Raw genomic sequence first — 20,868 nt, 5'->3', positions numbered from 1 at the left:
CCCGCTCCCACATTTTGGTTTTGTGTCAGGCTTAATTGCCGCGTTTGCTGGTGATCTGCGTCAGCCGATTCCCCTCGAACCGCAGGAACTGATACATCCCGCTTTTCGGCCCGTAGGTCCATTCCTCGACCGGAAACTCTTCCCGCCGATTGGCACTGCGCTTGTAGCCCAGCAGATCGCGGCTGACCGGCTCGCCGCATTTCTGCAGCACTTCCCCCGCGCGGTCGCCGACGCTGATCAACTGGCTGCCACAGCGCAGCGTATCCGCCGCGAGTGCCGGGCTGGCAGATGTCGCCAGCACCAGCGCGAATAACAATCGCCGGCCCATCATTCGGCATCCAGATGCATGGGGGTGATGACCTTGCCGTCTTTCTCCGCCTCGCCCAACTGCGCATCGATAAAGTACACGCGATCGTCAGCCAGCTGGCCCTTGTCCACCAGGTAATCCTTGATGCTGCTGGCGCGGTCCTGGCCCAGCTGGCGCAGCAGCACTTCGCTGGAACTCCAGAACTGGATCACGCCTTCGCGCATCTTCGCCGTGCGTTCTTCCTTGCCCAGATCCGTCCATTCGGCCGGCGGCTGAGCCTTCAGGCGCGTGCGATAGATCCCTTCCAGCAGCGGGCCTTTCTCGCTCTCCGGCACTTGCAGCATGGATGCCTGGGCCGGGACCTTGTCGCCGCGACGCTGGAGCATTTTGTAGTAGTTGTATTGATACTCACGCTCCAGGCGCTGCTCGGCGATCAGCGGACCGTCGCTGCTCTTGGCCGCGGTGCCTTCGATTTCCAGGCGCAGGGCAGGGCGCTCTTTCAGGGCATTGGAGAGTTTGACCAGCGCCGCTTCGGAGTCCTTGCTCAGGTCGCTGGAGCCCGGCTCGAACGCGACCGTACCCAGATCCTGCGAACCGCCACCGGCCACCAGGCCACCGATGAGTTTGAACGGCGCGGCGGCCGCCTTGACGATCAGGTTACGCAGGGTCTGCCAGACAATCGGCATGACGCTGAACTGCGGGTTGTTCAAGTCGCCGGACACCGGCAGTTCGATGGAAATCTTGCCATCGACGTCCTTGAGCAAGGCAATCGCCAGCTTCAGTGGCAGGCTGACCGCGTCCGGACTGTCGACCTTCTCACCCAGCTGCAGCTGCTCGACCACCACTTTGTTTTCGGCCTGGAGCTGGCCCTTGGTGATCTTGTAGTGCAGGTCCAGATTGAGCCTGCCCTTGCGGATGCGATAGCCGGCGAACTTGCCGGAGTAGGGTGTCAGCGTGGTCAGCTCAACGCGTTTGAAGCTGGTGGCGATGTCGAGGCTGGCCATCGGGTCGAACGGGTTGAGCGAGCCTTTGATGGTCACCGGTGCGTAGCGGTCGACTTTGCCCTTGACGTCGACGCTGGCCGGTTTGGCCTGCCGGCTGTCGATGGTGCCGATCTGGCCATTGAGTTCCTGAACGGCGGTGGCGAAATTCGGCGTCAGGCTGAAGTCGGCGAAGTTGGCCGAGCCGTCATTGATGACGATGCCGCCGATATGGATGCCCAGCGGTTTTTCCTTGGTCGCAGGCTTGCTGGCCGCGGGCTTGGCAGCGGAATCCGCCGGTTGCGGAATCAGCAGGTCGTCGATGTTGGTGGTGCGATCATCGTTGATCATGAACCGCGCATAGGGCTGCAGCAGGTTGATCTTGTCGATCGAGAGGCTGTCGCCATGCTGATAGTTAAGACCGTCGACCACCACCTGCTGCCACTTGAGGAAGTCGCGGGTTTTCAGGGTGTCGAGGGTGTGCAGCTGATCGATCTGCGCGCGGCCGGTAACGCCGAGGGCCAGCGGCTCGGTGCTTTTCAGATTGACCGCCAGATCGCTGCCGAGCATGCCGCTGCGCAGTTCCAGGCGAATGAACGGGTTGATGTAGGACTGCGCGACACGCAGGTCGATGTCGCTGGTTTTCACATTGAGCCTGGCAGTCACTGGCGCCAGGTTGACCTCGCCTTCGGCGCTGAGCTTGCCTTGCTTGCCCACGCCGGTATCGAGCTTGAGCTGGAAGGGCGAGCCGTTGAGGCTGTCGAACTTCTGCAGGTCGAGATTAAGCGGACCCAGTTCCAGAGCCACGGCGGGTTGGGCTTTGCGGTCAGCAAGATGCACCTGGTAATTGCGCAGTTGCACATCGTTGAGCAGTACCTGCCAGGGTTTGGAAGGTTGCGCTGGGGGTTTCGGTGAGTCTGCCGCCGCCGGAGCGCTGGCCGGCTCCTCGTCAGCCTTGGCTTTGGCCGCGGGCTTGGACGGCTGGCTGGCGAACAGCTTCTGCCAGTCGAGTTGGCCATCGGCTTCCAGGGCTGCCCAGGTTTCCAGTTTGTTGCTGCGGATCTTGCCGACGACGACTTGCTGTTTCGCCAGGTCGACCGTGGTTTCACTGACGTCCAGTCGTTCCAGTTTCACCAGTGGCCGACCGTCAGGCGCCTTGATGGCGAAGGGTGCGATGGTGGCCGAGACATTGCTCAGCAGCAGTTCGGTTTCCTTGGACAGGTTGAGCTTGTAGTCGGTGCTCAGGCTGACCACGCCGTTCTCCAGCACCAGCGGCACCGCATCGCGCACATAGGGCCAGAAGGCTTTCATCTTGCCTTCGGTGAGTTTCAACTTGCCCTCGGAGGACAGCGGAATGAGGCTGAAATTGCCGGTCCAGTCGATCTGCCCGCCGTTGGGACCGACCGCCACCAGGGTCATGTCGGCGCTGTCCTCGGGCAGGGTGCTGAGGTTCTTCAGCTCGAAGTCGAGTTGGTCGTAGACGAATTCGATGGGCTCGCTGGGGCGTTCATCCAGAAAATGTACGCCGCCACCCGCCAGCTTGATGCTGTCTATGCGCAGTGGAAAAGGCTTGGCCTCGGGATCGGCCGGGGTGGGGTCGCTGGGTGGCAGTTTGAACAATCCGAGCAGATTGAGTTTGCCGTCCTTGCCAAACACGACCTCGGTCTTGGATTTGTCCAGTTCGATAGCCGACAGATGCACGGCTTTGGTCCACAGGCTGTCCAGGCTCAGATTCGCGTACAGGCGTTCGAAACCGATCTGTTCCTTGCCCGGCTCGCCGATGTTCAGGCCCCAAAGGGTCACTTCAAGGCTGAACGGATTGAGTTCGATTCGCTGCAAGGACGCGGGCGTCGTGGCGTAGTTGGCCAATTGCTGATTGGCGATACGCAGGGCGACGCCCGGCAAAATCAGAAAGCCCAGCAGGCTGTAGAGGGCCAGAGCAGTCAACAATGCGCCGACGGCGCGAATCAATCCTTTGTACATGCGTGGCTTCATCTGTCTGAATCGGAGTGCCTTGGAGTATGGCACGCGTTTGCGGTTCCGAAACAATCGCCCCGCAATGCAGATTCAGATAAGTCTGACGCAAATCAAAGCTGCAGGATCAGGGTTTTCAGTGGTGGCTGCTGGTCCATCGACGGGAAGTCATCCGCCGGTTTCATCACGCTCCACTCCCGCACCGGCCGCCCGGCTTTTTCCGCGCAACGCAAAACCTGTTCGCGCCAGTCGTCCATGCTGACCTTTGCCAGGTTGTTGCAGCAGATCAGCACGCCGTTGTCGGCGGTGGCCAGCAGTGCCGGTTTCAGCAAGCTCTGGTAGTCGCGCAACAGGTCGACGGTGCCGAAAGCACTTTTGGCCCAGGCCGGCGGATCGAGCAGCACCAGATCATATTGGCGTTGCTCCAGGCGCGGATAGCTCGGCAGTTTTTGCCCGCGACGCTGACTGATCGGCAGTCCGGCCAGTTGGCGAATGGCAGGGAAATAGTCGCACTGGATGAATTCCATGGTCGGCAGTTGCGGGTTGAGCTGGCCGTTCTCACGACCGACCGCCAGGTTGCCTTCGGCGAAATCCAGATTGCACACCTCGCGAGCGCCACCGGCCGCGGCGCTGAGGCCGACACCACAGGTGTAGGCGAACAGGTTGAGCACGCTTTTGTTCTGGCTGTGGGCCTTGACCCAGCCGCGGGCGTTGCGCAGGTCGAGGAACAGCAGCGGATCCTGCCCGGCATGACGCCCGCGCACCCGGTAGTTGAGGCCCCATTCGTGACCGACCAGGTCCTGCAGGGCGGCTTCCTCGGCGCGGTAGACGCTGTCTTCGCGGTCGATGCGCGAGTTGCCCCGGGAGCGGTCGTTGTAGACCAGCAGGCTGTCGATGCCCAGGTGCCGATTGACGATCTCGTGCAGTTGCAGCAGCGCGTCGCGCTCCAGCGTCTGGTGGAAACTCTGCACCATCAATTGCGGACCGTAGCGGTCGATGGTCAGGCCGCCGGCGCCTTCCTGGCTGCCATGGAACAGCCGATAGCAGTCGGTGCCCTGGCTGTGCAGTTCAGCCAACAGGTCCTGGCGACGTTCAAGGGCGGCGCGCAGCGCCTGATTCAAGGAAGACATGCTGGGCGCCTTGCAGGTGGGAATTTGGCGCGGGAGTTTAGCAGCTTGGCGCGGGACCGAGGGGCTGCCATCGCGAGCAGGGGGTTGAATACAAATCCAATATCCGACACAGAACCCTGTGGGAGCGAGCCTGCTCGCGATGCTTTCAATCAGGTCAAAAGCCCCATCCGCCGCTTCGCCCGCTGCACCGAGCCATTGCGCACCGCCCAGCGCAGCATCGGTGCGCTGCGGTTGACGCTGGCGCGGATCAGCTTGCGTTGCAGCGGACTCTGGCTGACGCCGAGCAAGTCACTGGCCCAATCCGGCAACAGATCAATCCCGGCCTGCATCATCAACCCGCCGAAAGGCTTGGCCAGTCGACTCGGCGAGGGCGCGTTCAGCAACAGCCGCAGCACTTCACGACTGCGCTCGTCACACAGCAGTTGCGGCCTGATGCGCTCCAGGTACTCGGCAATTTCCTGCCGCGAGCGTGGAACATCTCGAGCCCCCAAACGTTCCGCGACCAACGCGATCTCCGCGTAATAGCGATCCTGATCGGCAAGCGATAAATGCGGATTGCGATACCGCAGATGCGCAGCCAGAAAGTTGTTGACCTCGGCCACATGCACCCAGGTCAACAGCTGCGGATCGCTGGCGGCGTAAGGCCGGCCATCGGGCGCGATGCCGGTGATCTGCAGGTGAATGGTCCGCACTTTCTCGATCAGCCAGTCGGCATCCCTGCTTGAGCCAAAAGTGGTCCCGGAAATGAACTGCCCGGTGCGCCGCAACCGGCCGAGCATGTCCTCGCGAAAATTCGAGTGGTCCCACACGCCCGCCAGGGCCAGCGGGTGCAGTGCCTGCAGCATCAAGGCACTGATGCCGCCGATGAGCATGCTGCTGAAATCGCCATGCACCTGCCAACTGATCGAATCAGGCCCGAACAGACCGGGATCGCCTTTGGGGTTTTCCAGGTCCAGCTTGCCCAGGGACAGGCCGGTCAGACTCATAATTTGGGTTTCGATGCGGCTGCGGATGAATTCCATGGCGACTCGGTTGTGTAAGGACGGCGCGGCCGGTGAAGGCCGCGCATGCTTTTCTGGTTCAGGGTTTTACTGGTTCAGGCGCTTGTCGATCAGGCCCTGCACGACGCTCGGGTCGGCCAGGGTCGAAGTGTCCCCCAGGCTGTCCAGCTCGTTACAGGCGATCTTGCGCAGGATGCGGCGCATGATCTTGCCGGAACGGGTTTTCGGCAAGGCCGGCGCCCACTGGATCAGGTCCGGCTTGGCAAAGCTGCCGATTTCCTTGCTGACCAGCGAGAGCAGTTCTTTCTTCAGATCGTCACCGAATTCCACACCGTTCATGGGCGTGACGAAGGCATAGATGCCCTGGCCTTTGACGTCGTGGGGATAACCGACCACCGCCGCCTCGGCCACGCTGTCGTGCAGCACCAGGGCGCTTTCCACTTCGGCGGTACCGATGCGGTGCCCGGAGACGTTGATCACATCGTCGATACGCCCGGTGATCCAGTAGTCGCCGTCTTCATCGCGGCGTGCGCCGTCGCCGGTGAAGTAGTAGCCGGGATAGGGTTTGAAATAGGTGTCGACCATCCGTTTCGGATCGCCATAGACCGTGCGGATCTGCGCCGGCCAGCTGGATTTGATCGCCAGCACGCCGCTGCCGGCGCCCTTGATTTCCTTGCCTTGTTCATCGAGCAACACCGGTTGCACGCCAAACATGGGCTTAGTCGCGCAGCCGGGCTTGATCCGTTGGGCGCTGACCAGGGGGCTGAGCATGATGCCGCCGGTTTCGGTCTGCCACCAGGTATCGACAATCGGGCAACGCTCTTCGCCAACGGTGTGGAAATACCATTCCCAGGCTTCCGGGTTGATCGGCTCACCGACGGTGCCGAGCAGTCTGACGCTGGCGCGGGAGGTGCCCTTCAGCGGCTCCGGGCCTTCACGCATCAGGGCGCGCAGGGCAGTGGGGGCGGTGTAGAAAATATTCACCTTGTGCTTGTCGATGACCTGCCAGAAACGCGAGACGCTCGGGTAACTCGGCACGCCTTCGAAGATCAGGGTCGTGGCGCCGTTGGCCAATGGGCCGTAGACGATGTAACTGTGGCCGGTGACCCAGCCGACATCGGCGGTGCACCAGAAGACTTCACCGTCGCGGTAGTCCAGCCAGTATTTGAAGGTCATCGTCGCTTGCAGCAGATAACCGGCGGTGGTGTGCAGCACGCCCTTGGGTTTACCGGTGCTGCCGGAGGTGTAGAGGATGAACAGCGGGTCTTCAGCGTCCATCGGTTCGGGTGGGCAGTCGTCGCTGACCTCGCGCAGGGCCTGGTGATACCAGATGTCCCGGCCTTCGACCCAGTTCACCTGATTTTTGGTGCGCTCGACCACGACCACGGTGCTGACGTTCGGACAACTTTGCAGGGCCTTGTCGACGTTCTGCTTGAGTGGCACGAGCTTGCCGCCGCGCACGCCTTCATCGGCGGTGATCACGGTGCGGCAATCGGCATCGAGAATGCGGTCGCGCAGGGAATCAGGAGAGAAACCACCGAACACCACCGAATGCACCGCGCCGACGCGCGAGCAGGCGAGCATGGCGTAGGCCGCTTCGGGAATCATCGGCATGTAGATGCACACCCGATCGCCTTTTTTCACGCCACGGCTCTTGAGCACGTTGGCCAGGCGGCAGACGTTCTGATGCAGTTGTTTGTAGGTGATTTGGGTGGAATCGGCGGGATCGTCGCCTTCCCAGATGATCGCGACCTGATCGCCACGTGTCTCCAGGTGCCGGTCGATGCAGTTGTAGCTGACATTCAACTTGGCCCCGGCAAACCAGCTGGCCTCGCCGGTTTTCAGGTCATAGCGCTGGACGGTGTTCCAGGGGGCGATCCAGTCGAGGAATCGGTTGGCCTGTTCGGACCAGAACTGGCTGGGGTGTTCGATGGATTCGCGGTAGAGGCGGTGGTAGTCGTCTTGACTCAGTTGTGCAGCCCGGCGGACGGCATCGGCTTTGGGGAACGTGCTGATATCGAACATGACGGTTCCTTATTCTTGTTGTGGTCAACAGGTAATAAAGATGCGCCGAGTGCCCGGCTGGTTCAAGTCATGCGCTAAACACCCCCTGTAGGAGCGAAGCTTGCTCGCGAAGAACGATGTCGCGGTGTACCTGATACACCGAATCGTCTGATTCGCGAGCAAGCTTCGCTCCTACGGGGACGGGGTTGGAGGATTACCCGCGATGACGCCCGCGGAAGTAGTTGATCAGCCCTTGAGTGGACGGATCTTCAGCCTCGGTTTCCTCTTTGCCGACCAGGCGGTTGTAGACGCCCTTGCCCAGTTCCTTGCCCAGCTCCACGCCCCACTGATCGAAGGCGTTGATGCCCCAGATCACGCTTTGCACGAAGACCTTGTGCTCGTACATGGCCACCAGCGCGCCCAGACGACGCGGGCTGATGCGCTCGACCACCAGGGTGTTGCTCGGACGGTTGCCCGGAATCACCTTGTGCGGTGCGAGTTTCTGCACATCGGCTTCGTCCATGCCCTTGTCGCGCAGTTCTGTCTCGGCTTCGGCCAGGGTCTTGCCCAGCATCAGCGCCTGGCTCTGCGACAGGCAGTTGGCGTACAGCCACTGGTGGTGGTCGGCCACCGGGTTGAAGCTGACGATCGGCACGATGAAGTCGGCCGGGATCAGTTGGGTGCCCTGGTGCAGCAACTGGTGGTAGGCGTGCTGACCATTGCAGCCCACGCCGCCCCAGATCACTGGACCGGTATCGGTCGAAACCGGCTTGCCGTCCTGACGCACGCTCTTGCCGTTGGATTCCATGTCCAGCTGTTGCAGGTGCTTGGTGATGTTACGCAGGTAGTGGTCGTACGGCAGGATCGCGTGGCTTTGCGCACCCCAGAAGTTGCCGTACCAGACGCCGAGCAGCGCCAGCAGCACCGGCATGTTCTGTTCGAACGGTGCGCTCTGGAAATGCTGGTCCATGGTGTAGGCACCGGACAGCAGCTCCTTGAAGTTCGACATGCCGATGGCCAGGGCAATCGGCAGACCGATGGCCGACCACAGCGAGTAACGCCCGCCGACCCAGTCCCACATCGGGAAGATGTTCTCTTCACGGATACCGAACGCCACAGCCGCGGCGTTGTTGCTCGAGACCGCGATGAAGTGACGGTGCAGCTCGGCTTCCGAACCACCCTGGGCCAGGTACCAGGCACGGGCGGCCTGGGCGTTCTTCAGGGTTTCGAGGGTGTTGAAGGATTTCGACGAGACGATGAACAGCGTGGTCTCGGCGCGCAGTTTCATGGCCAGCTCGTGGAATTCGCTGCCGTCGATGTTCGCCAGATAGTGGCAGCGCACGCCCTTATGGGCGTAGGCCAGCAGGGCTTCGGACACCAGCTCGGGGCCAAGGAAGGAGCCACCGATGCCGATGTTCACCACGTCGGTGATCGGCTTCTCGGTGTAACCGCGCCACAGACCGTCGTGGATGCGGCCCACCAGGTCGGTCATCTGGTTCAGCACTTTGTGCACTTCCGGCATCACGTTGACGCCGTTGACCGACAACTTGTCGCCGACCGGACGACGCAGCGCGGTGTGCAGGGCAGGACGACCTTCGGAGGCGTTGACGATCTCGCCGTCGAACAGCGATTTGATCGCACCCTTGAGGTCGACTTCGTTGGCCAGACCCACCAGCAGGTCGCGGGTCTGGGCGTTGATCAGGTTCTTCGAATAGTCGAGAAACAGGCCGCAGCTGCTGAGGGTGAATTGAGTGAAACGCTGCGGATCGGCATTGAAGGCCTCGCGCATGCTGAAATCCTGCATGGCTTGGCGGTGGTCATTCAACGCCTGCCAGGCGGGCAGAGCGGTAACGTCATGAGGAGTGCGGTAGTACGCCATCGCTGCGGGTTTCCTTATTACTTGAACGGCCTTTTGAACACAAAAAATCCCGGAGCGCTATGGGTGGGCGTTCCGGTCGCCTGCGTCGACACGATTTCATGGCGCAGGGCGACTACAGTAAACCCCGCGCAATGATCTGTCTTGACTTTGTCTGACCCGTTTCCGGTACTTTTTTAACATCCAGTTAGAAACCGTCCGACAAACGGCCAAGGCAGGCTCGAATCAGGCGACCTGGACCGGAATGGCGTTGCTGGTGTGGCTCAATTCGTTGCCGGGCGCCATGTACAGCATGCGTGGCTTGAAGTTGAGCAATTCGGCTTCGCTGTAGTGGGCGTAGGCACAGATGATCACGCGATCACCCACTTTAGCCTTGTGCGCGGCCGCGCCGTTGACCGAAATCATGCGCGAGCCTTCTTCGCCACGAATGGCATAGGTGGTGAAACGCTCGCCATTGTCGACGTTGTAGATCTGGATCTGTTCGTATTCACGGATGCCGGACAAGTCCAGCCACTCGCCATCAATGGCGCAGGAACCTTCGTAATCGAGTACAGCGTGGGTGACTTCGGCGCGATGCAGCTTGGCTTTGAGCATGATGGCGTGCATGAGTGTTTCCCAGGTCGGTATCGAACAGTGGGCGGTTGGCCCGGTGGGTTTGAGGCGCAGCAGATCCCTATGTGGGAGCGGGCTTGCTCGCGAATGCAGGGTGTCAGTCAACGGTGAGGTTGAATGACACTCCGCGTTCGCGAGCAAGCCGGCTCCCACAGTGGGTTTTGTTCAGGCGGGTGTATCGAGGTTCAGATGCAGGTTGTCGATCAACCGCGTGGTGCCGAGGAAAGCGGCCACCAGGATCACCAGGTCGCGATCTTCCGCCGTCGCCGGACGCAACGTCAGGGCGTGACGGATTTCCAGATAGTCAGGGCGCAAACCAGCCGCTTCGAGCTGTTTGATCTGCGCGGCGATCAGCGCCGGGAAATCCCGCTCGCCCTGTTTGATCGCTTCGGCAATCTGGCTCAGGGTGCGATAGACCACGGGCGCGGTGGCGCGCTGCTCTTCGCTGAGGAAACCGTTGCGCGACGACAGCGCCAGGCCGTCGGCGGCACGCACGGTCGGCTCGCCGATGATCTGGATCGGCATGTTCAGGTCATGCACCAGGGCGCGGATGACCGCCAGTTGCTGGAAGTCTTTCTGGCCGAAAATCGCCAGGTCCGGCTGGACCATGTTGAACAGCTTGCTGACCACGGTCGCCACGCCTTCGAAGTGCCCCGGACGGCTGGCGCCGCACAGGCCTTCGGACAATTGCGGGACGCTGACGCGGGTCTGGCCGGTCATGCCGTCGGGGTACATTTCTTCGACCGTTGGCGCGAACAGCAGGTCGCAACCGGCTTCGAGCAGCTTTTCCTGGTCCGCGGCGAGGGTGCGCGGGTATTTGTCGAGGTCTTCGCCGGCGCCGAATTGCAGCGGGTTGACGAAAATGCTCGCGACCACGAAATCGACCCGCTGGGTCGCCTTGGTGATCAGCGCGACGTGCCCGCTGTGCAGGTTGCCCATGGTCGGCACGAAGCCGATGCGCTTGCCTTCGCTACGGGCGCGGGCAACGGCGGCCCGCAGTTCGCGTACGGTCTTTACGGTGTTCATGCAGAGAATCCATGTTCGATGCCAGGGAAGGTCGCCGCTTTGACTTCAGTGACGTAGGCGCTCAGGGCGCCGTGGATGCTTTCCTGGCCGGCCATGAAGTTCTTCACGAACTTGGGCACGCGACCGGTAATGGACAGACCCAGCATGTCGTGCAGGACCAATACCTGGCCATCGGTGCGATGGCCGGCACCGATGCCGATCACCGGAATGCTCACCGCCTGGGTGATTTCTTCGGCCAGTTCGCTCGGCACGCACTCGAGCAGCAGCATGGCGGCCCCGGCCTGTTCCAGGGAAATGGCGTCGGCGCGCATCTGGCGGGCCTGGTTTTCGTTACGGCCCTGGACCTTGTAGCCGCCGAGGATGTTCACCGCTTGCGGCGTCAGGCCCAGGTGCGCGCACACCGGCACACCGCGCTCGGCCAGCAGGCGAATCGAATCGGCCAGCCACAACGCACCTTCGACCTTGATCATGTGCGCACCGGCCTGCATCAACAGGGCGCTGTTGGTCATGGCTTGTTCGGTGGTGGCATAGGCCATGAAAGGCAGGTCGGCGAGGATCAGCGCATCGGTGTTACCGCGCTTGACCGCCGCTACGTGGTACGCCATTTCGGCGGTGGTGACCGGCAGGGTGCTGTCGTGGCCCTGCAGAACCATGCCCAGGGAGTCGCCCACCAGCAGCACTTCGACGCCAGCCTGATTGCAGGCGTGGGCGAAGGTCGCGTCATAGCAGGTCAGCATGGTGATCTTTTCACCTTTCTGCTTGAGGCTCTGGAGCGTGGTCAGGGTGATGGCTGGCATGTCAAAAAATCCTCGTTCAGGCGCTCTGGAAACTACTGCGAGTAACGCGCGTGATTCGTCATCTACTCAGGCGCACGGTCTTTTGTCGTGCTTATAAGGCCTGGATTGCGCCCTTTTAGTGCCGTGTTGACGGCAGCGGGACGCCTATAGTCGTGAGGAGAACCCGGGAAGTCAATTGCATGTGTTACCGCATTGTTACGTCAGGGTTGTTACCGAAGGGGACTGATGCGATTCAGCAGATTCTGTAGGAAATGGCGCAAACCAATGTGGGAGCGGGCTTGCTCGCGAATGCGGTGTGTCTGCTGGCAATGATGTCGGATAACACACCGCATTCGAGAGCAAGCCCGCTCCCACAGGGGATTTCGATCAGGCTTGGGGCAAGCGTTCCAGGCCGACGAACGGGCAGGCCGCGAGCAGGTCCGCGAGGGTGCGGCCATCGGCCAGGCGCAGATCCGCAGGTGCCAGTTCGGCCAGTGGGTACAGTACGAAGGCCCGTTCCTGCATGTGATAGTGCGGGACCTTGAGCCGTGGCTCGTCGATCAGGCGATCGCCGAACAGCAGGATGTCCAGGTCCAGGGTGCGCGGGCCCCAGCGCTCGAGGCGCTCGCGGCCCTGTCCGTTCTCGATGGCTTGCAGCGCATCGAGAAGCTCCAGCGGCGCGAGGCGGCTGTCGAGGGCGGCGACGGCGTTGGTGTAACGCGGTTGGCCGGGCAGCAACGAGTCGCTTTGATAGAAGGCCGAGACCCCCACCAGTTGCGTTTGCGGCAGCTGCGCCAGCGCGGTAACAGCGCTGCGCAGCTGTTCGGCAGGTTCAGCCAGGTTGCTGCCCATGCCGATGTAGATGCGTTCCATGGATTACTCGCCGCTACCCGATACGCCCGCTGCGTGTTTGCGCTTGGACCCGCCGCTGCGGCGACGCTTGCGTGGCCCGCCGGTGCCTTCATCCTTGCCGCTGAGGTCGCGAATCATGTCGCGGCGCTCGCTTTCATTGGCGTCCTGATAGTCCGTCCACCAGTCGCCCAGACCATCGGTCTGTTCGCCCGCGCTCTCGCGCAGCAGCAGGAAGTCGTAGCCGGCACGGAAGCGCGGGTTGTCCAGCAACAGGTCGGCGCGTTTGCCGCTGCGGCGTGGCAGGCGCTCCTGCATGTCCCAGATCTCGCGGATCGGCATGGTGAAGCGTTTTGGAATCGCGATGCGTTGGCACTGTTCGGCAATCAGCTCGTGCGCCGCTTCCTGCATCGCCGGAATCGGCGGCATGCCGCGTTCCTGCAGGCGCAGTACGCGCGCCGGCAGGGCAGGCCACAGCAGGGCGGCAAACAGGAACGCCGGTGTGACCGGCTTGTTCTGCTTGATGCGCAGGTCAGTGTTGATCAGCGCTTCACTGATCAGGGTGTGGGTGTAGGTCGGGTTGTGTTCCAGGGCCTCGGTGCTGGCCGGGAACAGCGGATCGAACAGTTGCAGGTCGACCAGCATCTCGAAGGCGTCCGCTGCGTAACCGGACAGGAACAGCTTGAGCACTTCCTCGAACAGGCGCGCCGCCGGGATTTCCCGCAGCATCGGCGCCAGCTCGCGAATCGGCAGGGCGCTGTGCTTCTCGATCCCGAAATTCAGCTTGGCCGCAAAACGCACGGCCCGCAGCATGCGCACCGGATCTTCCTGGTAGCGTTGCTTCGGATCGCCGATCAGGCGGATCAGGTGATTGCGAATGTCGTGCACGCCATTGGCGTAGTCGAGGATGCGCTCGCTGACCGGATCGTAATACAGGGCGTTGATGGTGAAATCGCGACGTTGCGCGTCTTCCTCCAGGGTGCCGTAGACGTTGTCGCGCAGGATGCGCCCGCTCTCGTTGCGCGAAGACTGGTTGCTGTCTTCGTCCTCTTCGTTTTGCGGGTGATTGGCCCGGAAGGTCGCGACTTCGATGATTTCGCGGCCAAAGTGGATGTGCACCAGCTTGAAACGGCGGCCGATGATGCGCGCATTGCGAAACTCGGCGCGGACCTGCTCGGGAGTGGCGCTGGTGGCGACGTCGAAATCTTTCGGGGTAATGCCCAGCAGCATGTCGCGCACGCAACCGCCGACCAGATAGGCCTGGTAACCGGCACTTTGCAGGCGTTCGACGATATTCACCGCGTAACGGCTGAATTGCGCCTTCTGCAGCGAATGTTGGCCGCTGTTGAGCACTTCAGGCGTGCTGCGAATGTGTTGCGTGCGACGCACGGGGGGACGGAATGACTGGAACAGCTTCTTCAGCATGGGATGCACTGTTTGAAGGAATGTTCGGCCAAAACGAAGAATTGACCGCATGATGGGCCGGGATTCTAGCATTTAGTCGGGGGATGGTGTAGGACGCAGAAAATATGAGCTGCCCCTGTGTAGGAGCGAGCGTGCTCGCAATGGATGCGAACGATGACGCGGGGAACCGGATTTGTCGGCAAGACAGAAACTACAAGGGGAGCCGAAGCTCCCCAAGAAGTAGTTGCATGCTCTATTTTTGTTATTGGTTTCGGGCTTTTTGTTTTTGTTAAGTGCCCATGCCATGAAGCTTTCCTTCATGACCCTCCCAATCGGGAGCCAAGAGCAAACGGATTGCTTTGGTCGCTGAATTGCAGTGATCTTTCGATCCAACCAGTACAGGCTCTGTCTTAAGACAGTTTTTTGTTGTTCTCGGCCTGGTCGTGGGGCAAGCCCCAAATACAACGCCTCTCCAAAAGAATCAGTTAGCTGCGCCTCTCGCCGTCTTGTTTTTATTGTGCGTGAGTCGATTCGTCTTATTTTTATTGTCTTGTACGTTGCTTGTTATTGTTCTTGTACCAAACATATAGCAGGGTGCGTGCCAACTTTTGCAAACCCCAATAAAACAAGGGGTTGGACGTGTGTGGCAGGTTTTTGAGGACGAAAAAAAGCCGGGGTTTCGTTACCGTAAACCCCGGCTTCTGTTACGTGAAAAATCTGAGGTAACAGTTTTTTCACAAAATCACGGTGTTACCCGCACATCAGACAGCTGTGGTTCAGCTCTCGCTGGCCACACCGGTCTTGCGCCGTGGAATGCCCAGGCGCTGGCGGCGTTCCCACAGGCATTTGCGGCTGACCCCCAGCTTGCGGGCCAGTTCGGTTTCGGTCATGTGATCCTGATGCTCGAGTACGAAGTGCTGGAAATAGTCTTCCAGCGACAGGTCCTCGGTCGGCTCATGATTGCTGTTGGCGGCAGTGCTGGCGCCCTGTTGCGGGGCCAGGCCGATGAACTCGTCGTCTTCCAGATCGCCCAGTTCGATGTCGATGCCCAAAAGCTCGGCGGAAATCTCCGGGCTCTCGCACAGGATCACCGCGCGCTCGACGGCGTTTTCCAGTTCACGAACGTTACCCGGCCATGAGTAATGGCGAATGGCTTGTTCGGCGTCGGGGGCGAATTTCAGGTCGGTGCGGTTGATCCGCGCGCTCTGACGCGCCAGGAACGCATTGGCGATTTCGTTGACGTCGGCACCACGCTCGCGCAGGGCCGGCAGTTTCAGGGCGATCACGTGGAGGCGGTAGTACAAGTCTTCACGGAACTGGCCGATCTTCGCCAGGTTCTTGAGGTCACGGTGGGTCGCGGCGATCAGGCGCACATCGACCTTTTGCGACTGGACCGAGCCGACCCGGCGAATCTCGCCTTCCTGCAGTACGCGCAGCAGACGCGCCTGGGCTTCCAGTGGCAGTTCGCCGATTTCGTCGAGGAACAGGGTGCCGCCGTCCGCCGCTTCCACAAGGCCAGCACGCCCGGCGCTGGCGCCGGTGAACGCACCTTTTTCGTGACCGAACAGCTCGGACTCGATCAGGCTTTCCGGAATGGCCGCGCAGTTCACCGAAATCATCGGCGCCTTGGCGCGTTTGGACAGGTTGTGCAGGGCGCGGGCCACCAGTTCTTTACCGGTACCGGACTCGCCCTGGATCAGCACGTTGGAATCGGTGGGAGCAACTTTGCGGATCTTGCCGTAAAGGTCCTGCATCGGTGGGCAGGAACCAATGATGCCGATCTCGCCGTTGCTGTTGTCGGTGCCCGATTTGGCCGCACCATTAGCGGCTTTGCCGGCTGCCACGGGTTCGCCGCTGGCTTGCAGCGTCTGGCGATCGCGCAGGATGCGCGCGACAGCCTGGAGCATTTCATCGTGGTCGAAAGGCTTGGCGATGTAGTCCACCGCGCCCATCTTCATCGAATCCACTGCCGAGCGCAGGCTGGCGTAGCTGGTCATGATCAGTACAGGCGTACCTTGGCCGAGTTTGATCAATTCGGTGCCCGGTGCGCCCGGCAGACGCAGGTCACTGACAATCAGGTCGAACGTGGTAATGGTGAAGCGTTCTTGTGCTTCCTGCACGGATCCGGCTTCGCTGACCTGGTACTGATTGCGTTCCAGGAGGCGTCGCAAGGCAGAGCGGATAATGGTTTCGTCTTCGACGATCAAAATGTGCGGCATTGATTCGATACTCTCGACGGTCTCAGTTCACAGCGGACGTCGCTTCGACATGACGCGGTAATGTCACCCGGATTCGGGTGCCGCGCTGGCTCTGAACATCAGCCGGGCTGTCGATGGTGATTTGTCCATAATGCTCTTCAACGATGGAATAGACCAGTGCAAGGCCCAGACCGGTGCCTTCGCCAGGGTCCTTGGTGGTAAAGAAGGGTTCGAACAATCGGTCCATGATGCTCGCTGGAATCCCGCTGCCTTCGTCCTCCACGATCAGGTCGACCGTGTGTTCGCCGGCTTCGCTCTTGACCCGCACGGCACTGCCCGCAGGCGAGGCGTCACGGGCGTTTGAGAGCAGATTGATCAGTACCTGGGCGAGCCGTTGCGGGTCACCTTCGACCCAGTGTTCGGGGTCGCACAGGTTATAGAACTGCACTTCGAAATTGCGTCGGTTCAGGGCCAGCAGGCCGATGGCGTCCTGGGCCACTTCCGCCAGACAAACGGCTTCATCGCTGTGCTGGTGACTGCCGGCATGGGCGAAGCTCATCAGCGATTGCACGATGCGCGAGACGCGTTTGGTCTGTTCGAGGATCTGCCCACTGATTTCCGTCAGTTCGCCATCCTCTTCACGCTCTTCGCGCAGGTTCTGCGCCAGGCAGGCGATACCGGTGATCGGGTTGCCGATTTCATGGGCCACGCCGGCGGCGAGGCGGCCGATGCTGGCCAGACGCTCGGAATGCACCAGTTTGTCTTCGAGCATCTGGGTTTCGGTCAGGTCTTCCACCAGCAATACCAGGCCGCTGTTGCCGGGGGCGAGCGGTTCGTCGATCGCTGCCTTGTGCAGGTTCAGCCAGCGGGTCTGGCCGTCGAGGGCCAGGTGCTGCTTGTGCAAGTGCTCGTCCGGGACGTTGATGAAACCTTGCAGCAGCGCTCTCCATGGATCGGCGATGGTGCTCAGCCGCGAACCGACCACGCGCTGCGCGGCGATTCCGGTCAGTTCCTCCATGGCCTTGTTCCACATGAGGATTTCCTGATCCTTGGCCAGCGAGCAGACGCCCATCGGCAGTTCCTGCAGAGTCTGGCGGTGGTAACGGCGCAGGGCGTCGAGTTCGGCGGCCAGGCCGGTCAGGCGCGAGTGGTAATCCTCGAGGCGACTTTCGATGAAGTGGATGTCCTCGGTGACATAGTTTTCGCCGCCGGCCTTGTAGGGCAGGAAGGTTTCGACCATGTCCTGGGCCACGCTCGGGCCCATCAGGCCTGAGAGGTTGGCCTCGATACGGTCACGCAAACGGCGCAGGGCATACGGCCGACGCTCATCGAATGGCAGGTAAAGGTCGCGCAGGGCCTGTTCGACTTCCTTCTGCGCAGCCTTCGCGCCCAGGGGTTTTGCCAGTTGAGTGGCGAACTCCTGAGGGGAGGCGGCGTGCAGTTCGCGGCGTTGCGGGCGGCGCACGTTGTCTACGGCACAGGCTTCGGCGGCGCTGGCCTCTTCGGTGCTGGCGTTGGTGAACAGCGAGATCAGGGTGAACATCAGCACGTTGGCGGCCAGTGAGGCGATAGCCGCCATGTGCCAGCTGGTGTCGTCCAGCACGTAAATCATGTTCAGCAGCGGAATGTAGAAACCCTGCAGATTGCCTACCAGCGGCAGCAGCATGGTCACCAGCCAGACCAGGATCCCCGCCAGGAGACCCGCGATGAAGCCGCGGCGGTTGGCGGTCGGCCAGTACAGGACCGAGAGCACGCCCGGCAGGAATTGCAGTGTGGCCACGAACGCGACGATGCCGAGGTTGGCCAGGTCCTGCTCCGCGCCCAGCAGCAGGTAGAAACCGTAACCGGCCATGATGATCGCGACGATCAGCGCCCGACGCGTCCACTTCAGCCAGCGGTAGATGTTGCCTTCAGCCGGTGGCTGGTACAGCGGCAGGACCAGGTGGTTCAGGGCCATGCCCGACAAGGCGAGGGTGGTGACGATGATCAGGCCGCTGGCGGCGGACAATCCGCCGACATAGGCCAGCAAAGCCAGCGCCTGGCTGTTGGCGGCGATGCCGATGCCGAGGGTGAAATATTCCGGATTGGTGGTGGCGCCCAGTTTCAGCCCGGCCCAGAGAATCAGCGGCACTGCCAGGCTCATCAACAGCAGGAACAGCGGCAGACCCCAGCTGGCGCTGACCAGCGCGCGCGGATTGAGGTTCTCGGTAAAGGTCATGTGATACATGTGCGGCATCACGATCGCCGAGGCGAAAAACACCAGCAGCAGTGTGCGCCACGGACCTTCCTGCAGCGGCGTGTGCAGGGCGGCGAGGGCGGTCTGGTTCTGCAGCAGCCACAGTTCCAGCTGTTGCGGGCCGTCGAAGACGCCATAGAGCGCATACAGGCCGACGCCGCCGAGGGCGACCAGCTTGATCACCGATTCGAAGGCGATCGCGAACACCAGCCCTTCATGCTTTTCACGGGTGGCGATATGTCGGGAGCCGAAGAAAATCGTGAACAGGGTGATCAGGGCGCAGAAGCTCAGGGCGACGCGATGCTGAACGGGCTCGCGGGTGAGGATGCCGATCGAGTCGGCCACCGCCTGAATCTGCAAGGCCAGCAACGGCAGGACGCCGATCAGCATGAAGATCGTGGTCAGCGCGCCGGCCCAGGTGCTGCGGAAGCGGAACGCGAACAGGTCCGCCAGGGACGACAGCTGATAGGTGCGGGTGATCTTCAGGATCGGATAGAGCAACACCGGCGCCAGCAGGAATGCCCCGGAGACACCCAGGTAGCTGGACAGGAACCCATAGCCGTACTGATAGGCCAGGCCCACCGTGCCATAAAACGCCCAGGCGCTGGCGTAGACGCCCAGCGACAGGGTGTAGGTGAGCGGGTGGCGAATGATCGCCCGGGGGATCATGCCCCGTTCACTGATCCAGGCCACGCCGAACAGCACCGCCAGGTAGGCGGCGCTGATCAGGATCATCTGGGTCAGGCTAAAGCTCATCGGCATCTTTTTGGCTCTGCAGGATGAAGGTCACGACGATCAGGATCAGCCAGAGCAGATAAGGGCGATACCAGGCGCCAGTGGCGTCGATCCACCAATCCATGATGGCCGGGGAGAACAGATAAATCCCCACTACCAGGAGCAGGACCAAGCGATAGATGTACATCCCGGCCTCTCTTTTTTATGCCTGTGCCCGAAAACGTGCGGCGATGGTAACGGATGGGGGCGCCACTGCAAGTCTGTTCACTGTAGTTGCGTCTCGGGCAGGCTCAATGTGCGCGGGATCCTGCTTGCATCCCAGTGGGCGATGCCCCAGGCCAGCACTTCTTTTGGCGTGGCGCAGGCCAGTTCGGCGCCGGGCGTTTGCCCCAGGGCACGCAAGGCTCGCAGCAGCAAGGGTGTGGCCTGATCTTCGGTCAATGGCGGCGAGCGGTAGGACTTGCCGAGCTTGTTGCCATCGGGCTGGGTGATCAGCGGAATGTGCAGGTAACGAGGTTGGCGCAGGCCGAGCAACTCCTGCAGATACAGCTGGCGTGGTGTGGAGTCGAGCAGGTCGGCGCCGCGCACGATGTCGGTGATGCCTTGCCAGGCATCGTCGAGCACCACCGCCAATTGATAGGCGTAGAGCCCGTCGCGGCGACGGATCACGAAATCGCCGACATCCCGCCCCAGGTGCTGATGGAATTCGCCTTGCACCCGGTCGATGAAGTGGTAGTCCAGTTCGGGTACGCGGATGCGGATCGCCGCGTCTTCGGCACCATGCCCGGCATTGCGGCACAGCCCCGGGTAGATCCCGTGGTATGGCTCCAGTTGTTTGCGCGAGCAGGTGCAAGCGTAGGCCAGACCGTGACTGAACAGGCGATTGAGGACTTCGGCGTAGGCCTCATGACGGTCACTCTGACGGACCATTTCGCCATCCCACTCGAAACCATAATTCTCCAGCGCCTTGAGAATCGCGGTCTGGGCACCGGGTTCTTCGCGGGGTGGATCGAGGTCTTCCATGCGCACCAGCCAGCGGCCGCCGACCGAACGTGCGTCAAGATAGGAAGCCAGCGCGGCGACCAGCGAACCAAAATGCAGGTGACCGCTGGGCGTTGGGGCGAAGCGCCCGATGTAGGAGGATTGGGGGGTGGCAGTCATGAATGCATTTAAAGCCAAAAAAACATCAGAAACAAAAACGGAGCGTTCGCACGCTCCGTTCTTCATTCAAGTCGTCATTACTTGCCGACTTGTTTTTCCTTGATTTCCGCCAGGGTCTTGCAGTCAACGCACATGTCGGCGGTAGGGCGGGCTTCCAGACGCTTGACGCCAATCTCGACGCCGCAGGATTCGCACCAGCCGTATTCTTCGTCTTCGATCAGTTGCAGGGTCTTGTCGATCTTCTTGATCAGCTTGCGCTCGCGATCGCGGGCTCGCAGTTCGAGGGCGAACTCTTCTTCCTGGCTGGCACGGTCTGCCGGGTCCGGGAAGTTGGCCGCTTCGTCCTTCATGTGATCAACCGTACGGTCGACTTCCTGCATCAAGTCCTGCTTCCACTTGTTCAGGACCTTGGTGAAGTGAGCGCGCATGGGCTTGCCCATGTACTCCTCGCCAGGAGATTCAACGTAGGGTTCGAAGCCACTGATTGGCTGTTGCTTTGCTTGGGTGGACATGAAATAGACCGCCTCTACTCTTGTAATCCATCTGCGCAGGATTGCTCCATCACCGACACCCGCCGGCCCTGCGGCTGCAAGCGGGCG

Annotated in this window: 16 protein-coding genes; all 16 read right to left on the bottom strand. The window is 61.4% G+C overall.

Annotated features, from left to right (window positions below):
* Positions 1-31 precede the first annotated feature (31 nt).
* Positions 32-328 (bottom strand): DUF2845 domain-containing protein, encoded by a 297-nt coding sequence (locus HNO86_RS20765; protein WP_175378804.1) that lies wholly within the window; start codon positions 326-328, stop codon positions 32-34.
* On the bottom strand, positions 328-3,282 hold the full coding sequence (locus HNO86_RS20760; RefSeq protein ID WP_175378803.1) for a DUF748 domain-containing protein: 2,955 nt from the start codon (positions 3,280-3,282) through the stop codon (positions 328-330). Before HNO86_RS20760 ends, HNO86_RS20765 begins: the two co-directional genes overlap by 1 nt.
* A gap of 92 nt (positions 3,283-3,374) precedes the next feature.
* On the bottom strand, positions 3,375-4,391 hold the full coding sequence (locus tag HNO86_RS20755; RefSeq protein WP_175378802.1) for a class I SAM-dependent rRNA methyltransferase: 1,017 nt from the start codon (positions 4,389-4,391) through the stop codon (positions 3,375-3,377).
* 149 nt (positions 4,392-4,540) lie between these two features.
* Positions 4,541-5,413, bottom strand: coding sequence for an oxygenase MpaB family protein (locus HNO86_RS20750; protein ID WP_175378801.1), 873 nt, complete (start codon positions 5,411-5,413; stop codon positions 4,541-4,543).
* Positions 5,414-5,479: 66 nt separating this feature from the next.
* A complete protein-coding gene (gene acs, locus HNO86_RS20745) occupies positions 5,480-7,417 on the bottom strand; it encodes an acetate--CoA ligase (RefSeq protein WP_175378800.1) in 1,938 nt (645 codons plus the stop codon).
* A 193-nt stretch (positions 7,418-7,610) separates the two neighbouring features.
* A complete protein-coding gene (gene pgi, locus HNO86_RS20740) occupies positions 7,611-9,275 on the bottom strand; it encodes a glucose-6-phosphate isomerase (RefSeq protein ID WP_175378799.1) in 1,665 nt (554 codons plus the stop codon).
* A gap of 222 nt (positions 9,276-9,497) precedes the next feature.
* Entirely contained in the window at positions 9,498-9,878 is a 381-nt protein-coding gene (gene panD / locus HNO86_RS20735) for an aspartate 1-decarboxylase (RefSeq protein WP_003228271.1), read from the bottom strand.
* A 171-nt stretch (positions 9,879-10,049) separates the two neighbouring features.
* Positions 10,050-10,910, bottom strand: coding sequence for a pantoate--beta-alanine ligase (panC, locus tag HNO86_RS20730; protein WP_175378798.1), 861 nt, complete (start codon positions 10,908-10,910; stop codon positions 10,050-10,052).
* Positions 10,907-11,707, bottom strand: a complete 801-nt coding sequence (gene panB / locus HNO86_RS20725) for a 3-methyl-2-oxobutanoate hydroxymethyltransferase (RefSeq protein WP_175378797.1) — start codon at positions 11,705-11,707, stop codon at positions 10,907-10,909. Before panB ends, panC begins: the two co-directional genes overlap by 4 nt.
* 366 nt (positions 11,708-12,073) lie before the next feature.
* Positions 12,074-12,559, bottom strand: coding sequence for a 2-amino-4-hydroxy-6-hydroxymethyldihydropteridine diphosphokinase (folK, locus tag HNO86_RS20720; protein ID WP_175378796.1), 486 nt, complete (start codon positions 12,557-12,559; stop codon positions 12,074-12,076).
* A 3-nt stretch (positions 12,560-12,562) separates the two neighbouring features.
* Positions 12,563-13,960, bottom strand: a complete 1,398-nt coding sequence (locus tag HNO86_RS20715; RefSeq protein WP_175378795.1) for a polynucleotide adenylyltransferase PcnB — start codon at positions 13,958-13,960, stop codon at positions 12,563-12,565.
* Between the two features lie 755 nt (positions 13,961-14,715).
* The gene (locus tag HNO86_RS20710) at positions 14,716-16,158 is read right to left on the bottom strand and encodes a sigma-54 dependent transcriptional regulator (RefSeq protein ID WP_175378794.1); all 1,443 of its coding nucleotides are present in this window, start codon (positions 16,156-16,158) and stop codon (positions 14,716-14,718) included.
* 22 nt (positions 16,159-16,180) lie between these two features.
* A complete protein-coding gene (locus HNO86_RS20705) occupies positions 16,181-19,135 on the bottom strand; it encodes a sensor histidine kinase (RefSeq protein ID WP_175378793.1) in 2,955 nt (984 codons plus the stop codon).
* Positions 19,119-19,295, bottom strand: a complete 177-nt coding sequence (locus HNO86_RS20700; protein WP_003176118.1) for a hypothetical protein — start codon at positions 19,293-19,295, stop codon at positions 19,119-19,121. The genes HNO86_RS20705 and HNO86_RS20700 overlap by 17 nt, the downstream gene beginning before the upstream one ends.
* Before the next feature lie 77 nt (positions 19,296-19,372).
* Positions 19,373-20,269: a tRNA glutamyl-Q(34) synthetase GluQRS gene (gluQRS, locus tag HNO86_RS20695; protein WP_175378792.1), complete on the bottom strand. Its 897-nt coding sequence runs from the start codon at positions 20,267-20,269 to the stop codon at positions 19,373-19,375.
* Positions 20,270-20,346: 77 nt separating this feature from the next.
* A complete protein-coding gene (dksA, locus tag HNO86_RS20690; RefSeq protein ID WP_110964903.1) occupies positions 20,347-20,781 on the bottom strand; it encodes an RNA polymerase-binding protein DksA in 435 nt (144 codons plus the stop codon).
* Positions 20,782-20,868: the final 87 nt, after the last annotated feature.

Origin of the sequence: Pseudomonas sp. C1C7 (assembly GCF_013359595.1) — a bacterium.
GTDB lineage: Bacteria > Pseudomonadota > Gammaproteobacteria > Pseudomonadales > Pseudomonadaceae > Aquipseudomonas.
This window is presented reverse-complemented; position numbering and strand designations above follow the sequence as displayed.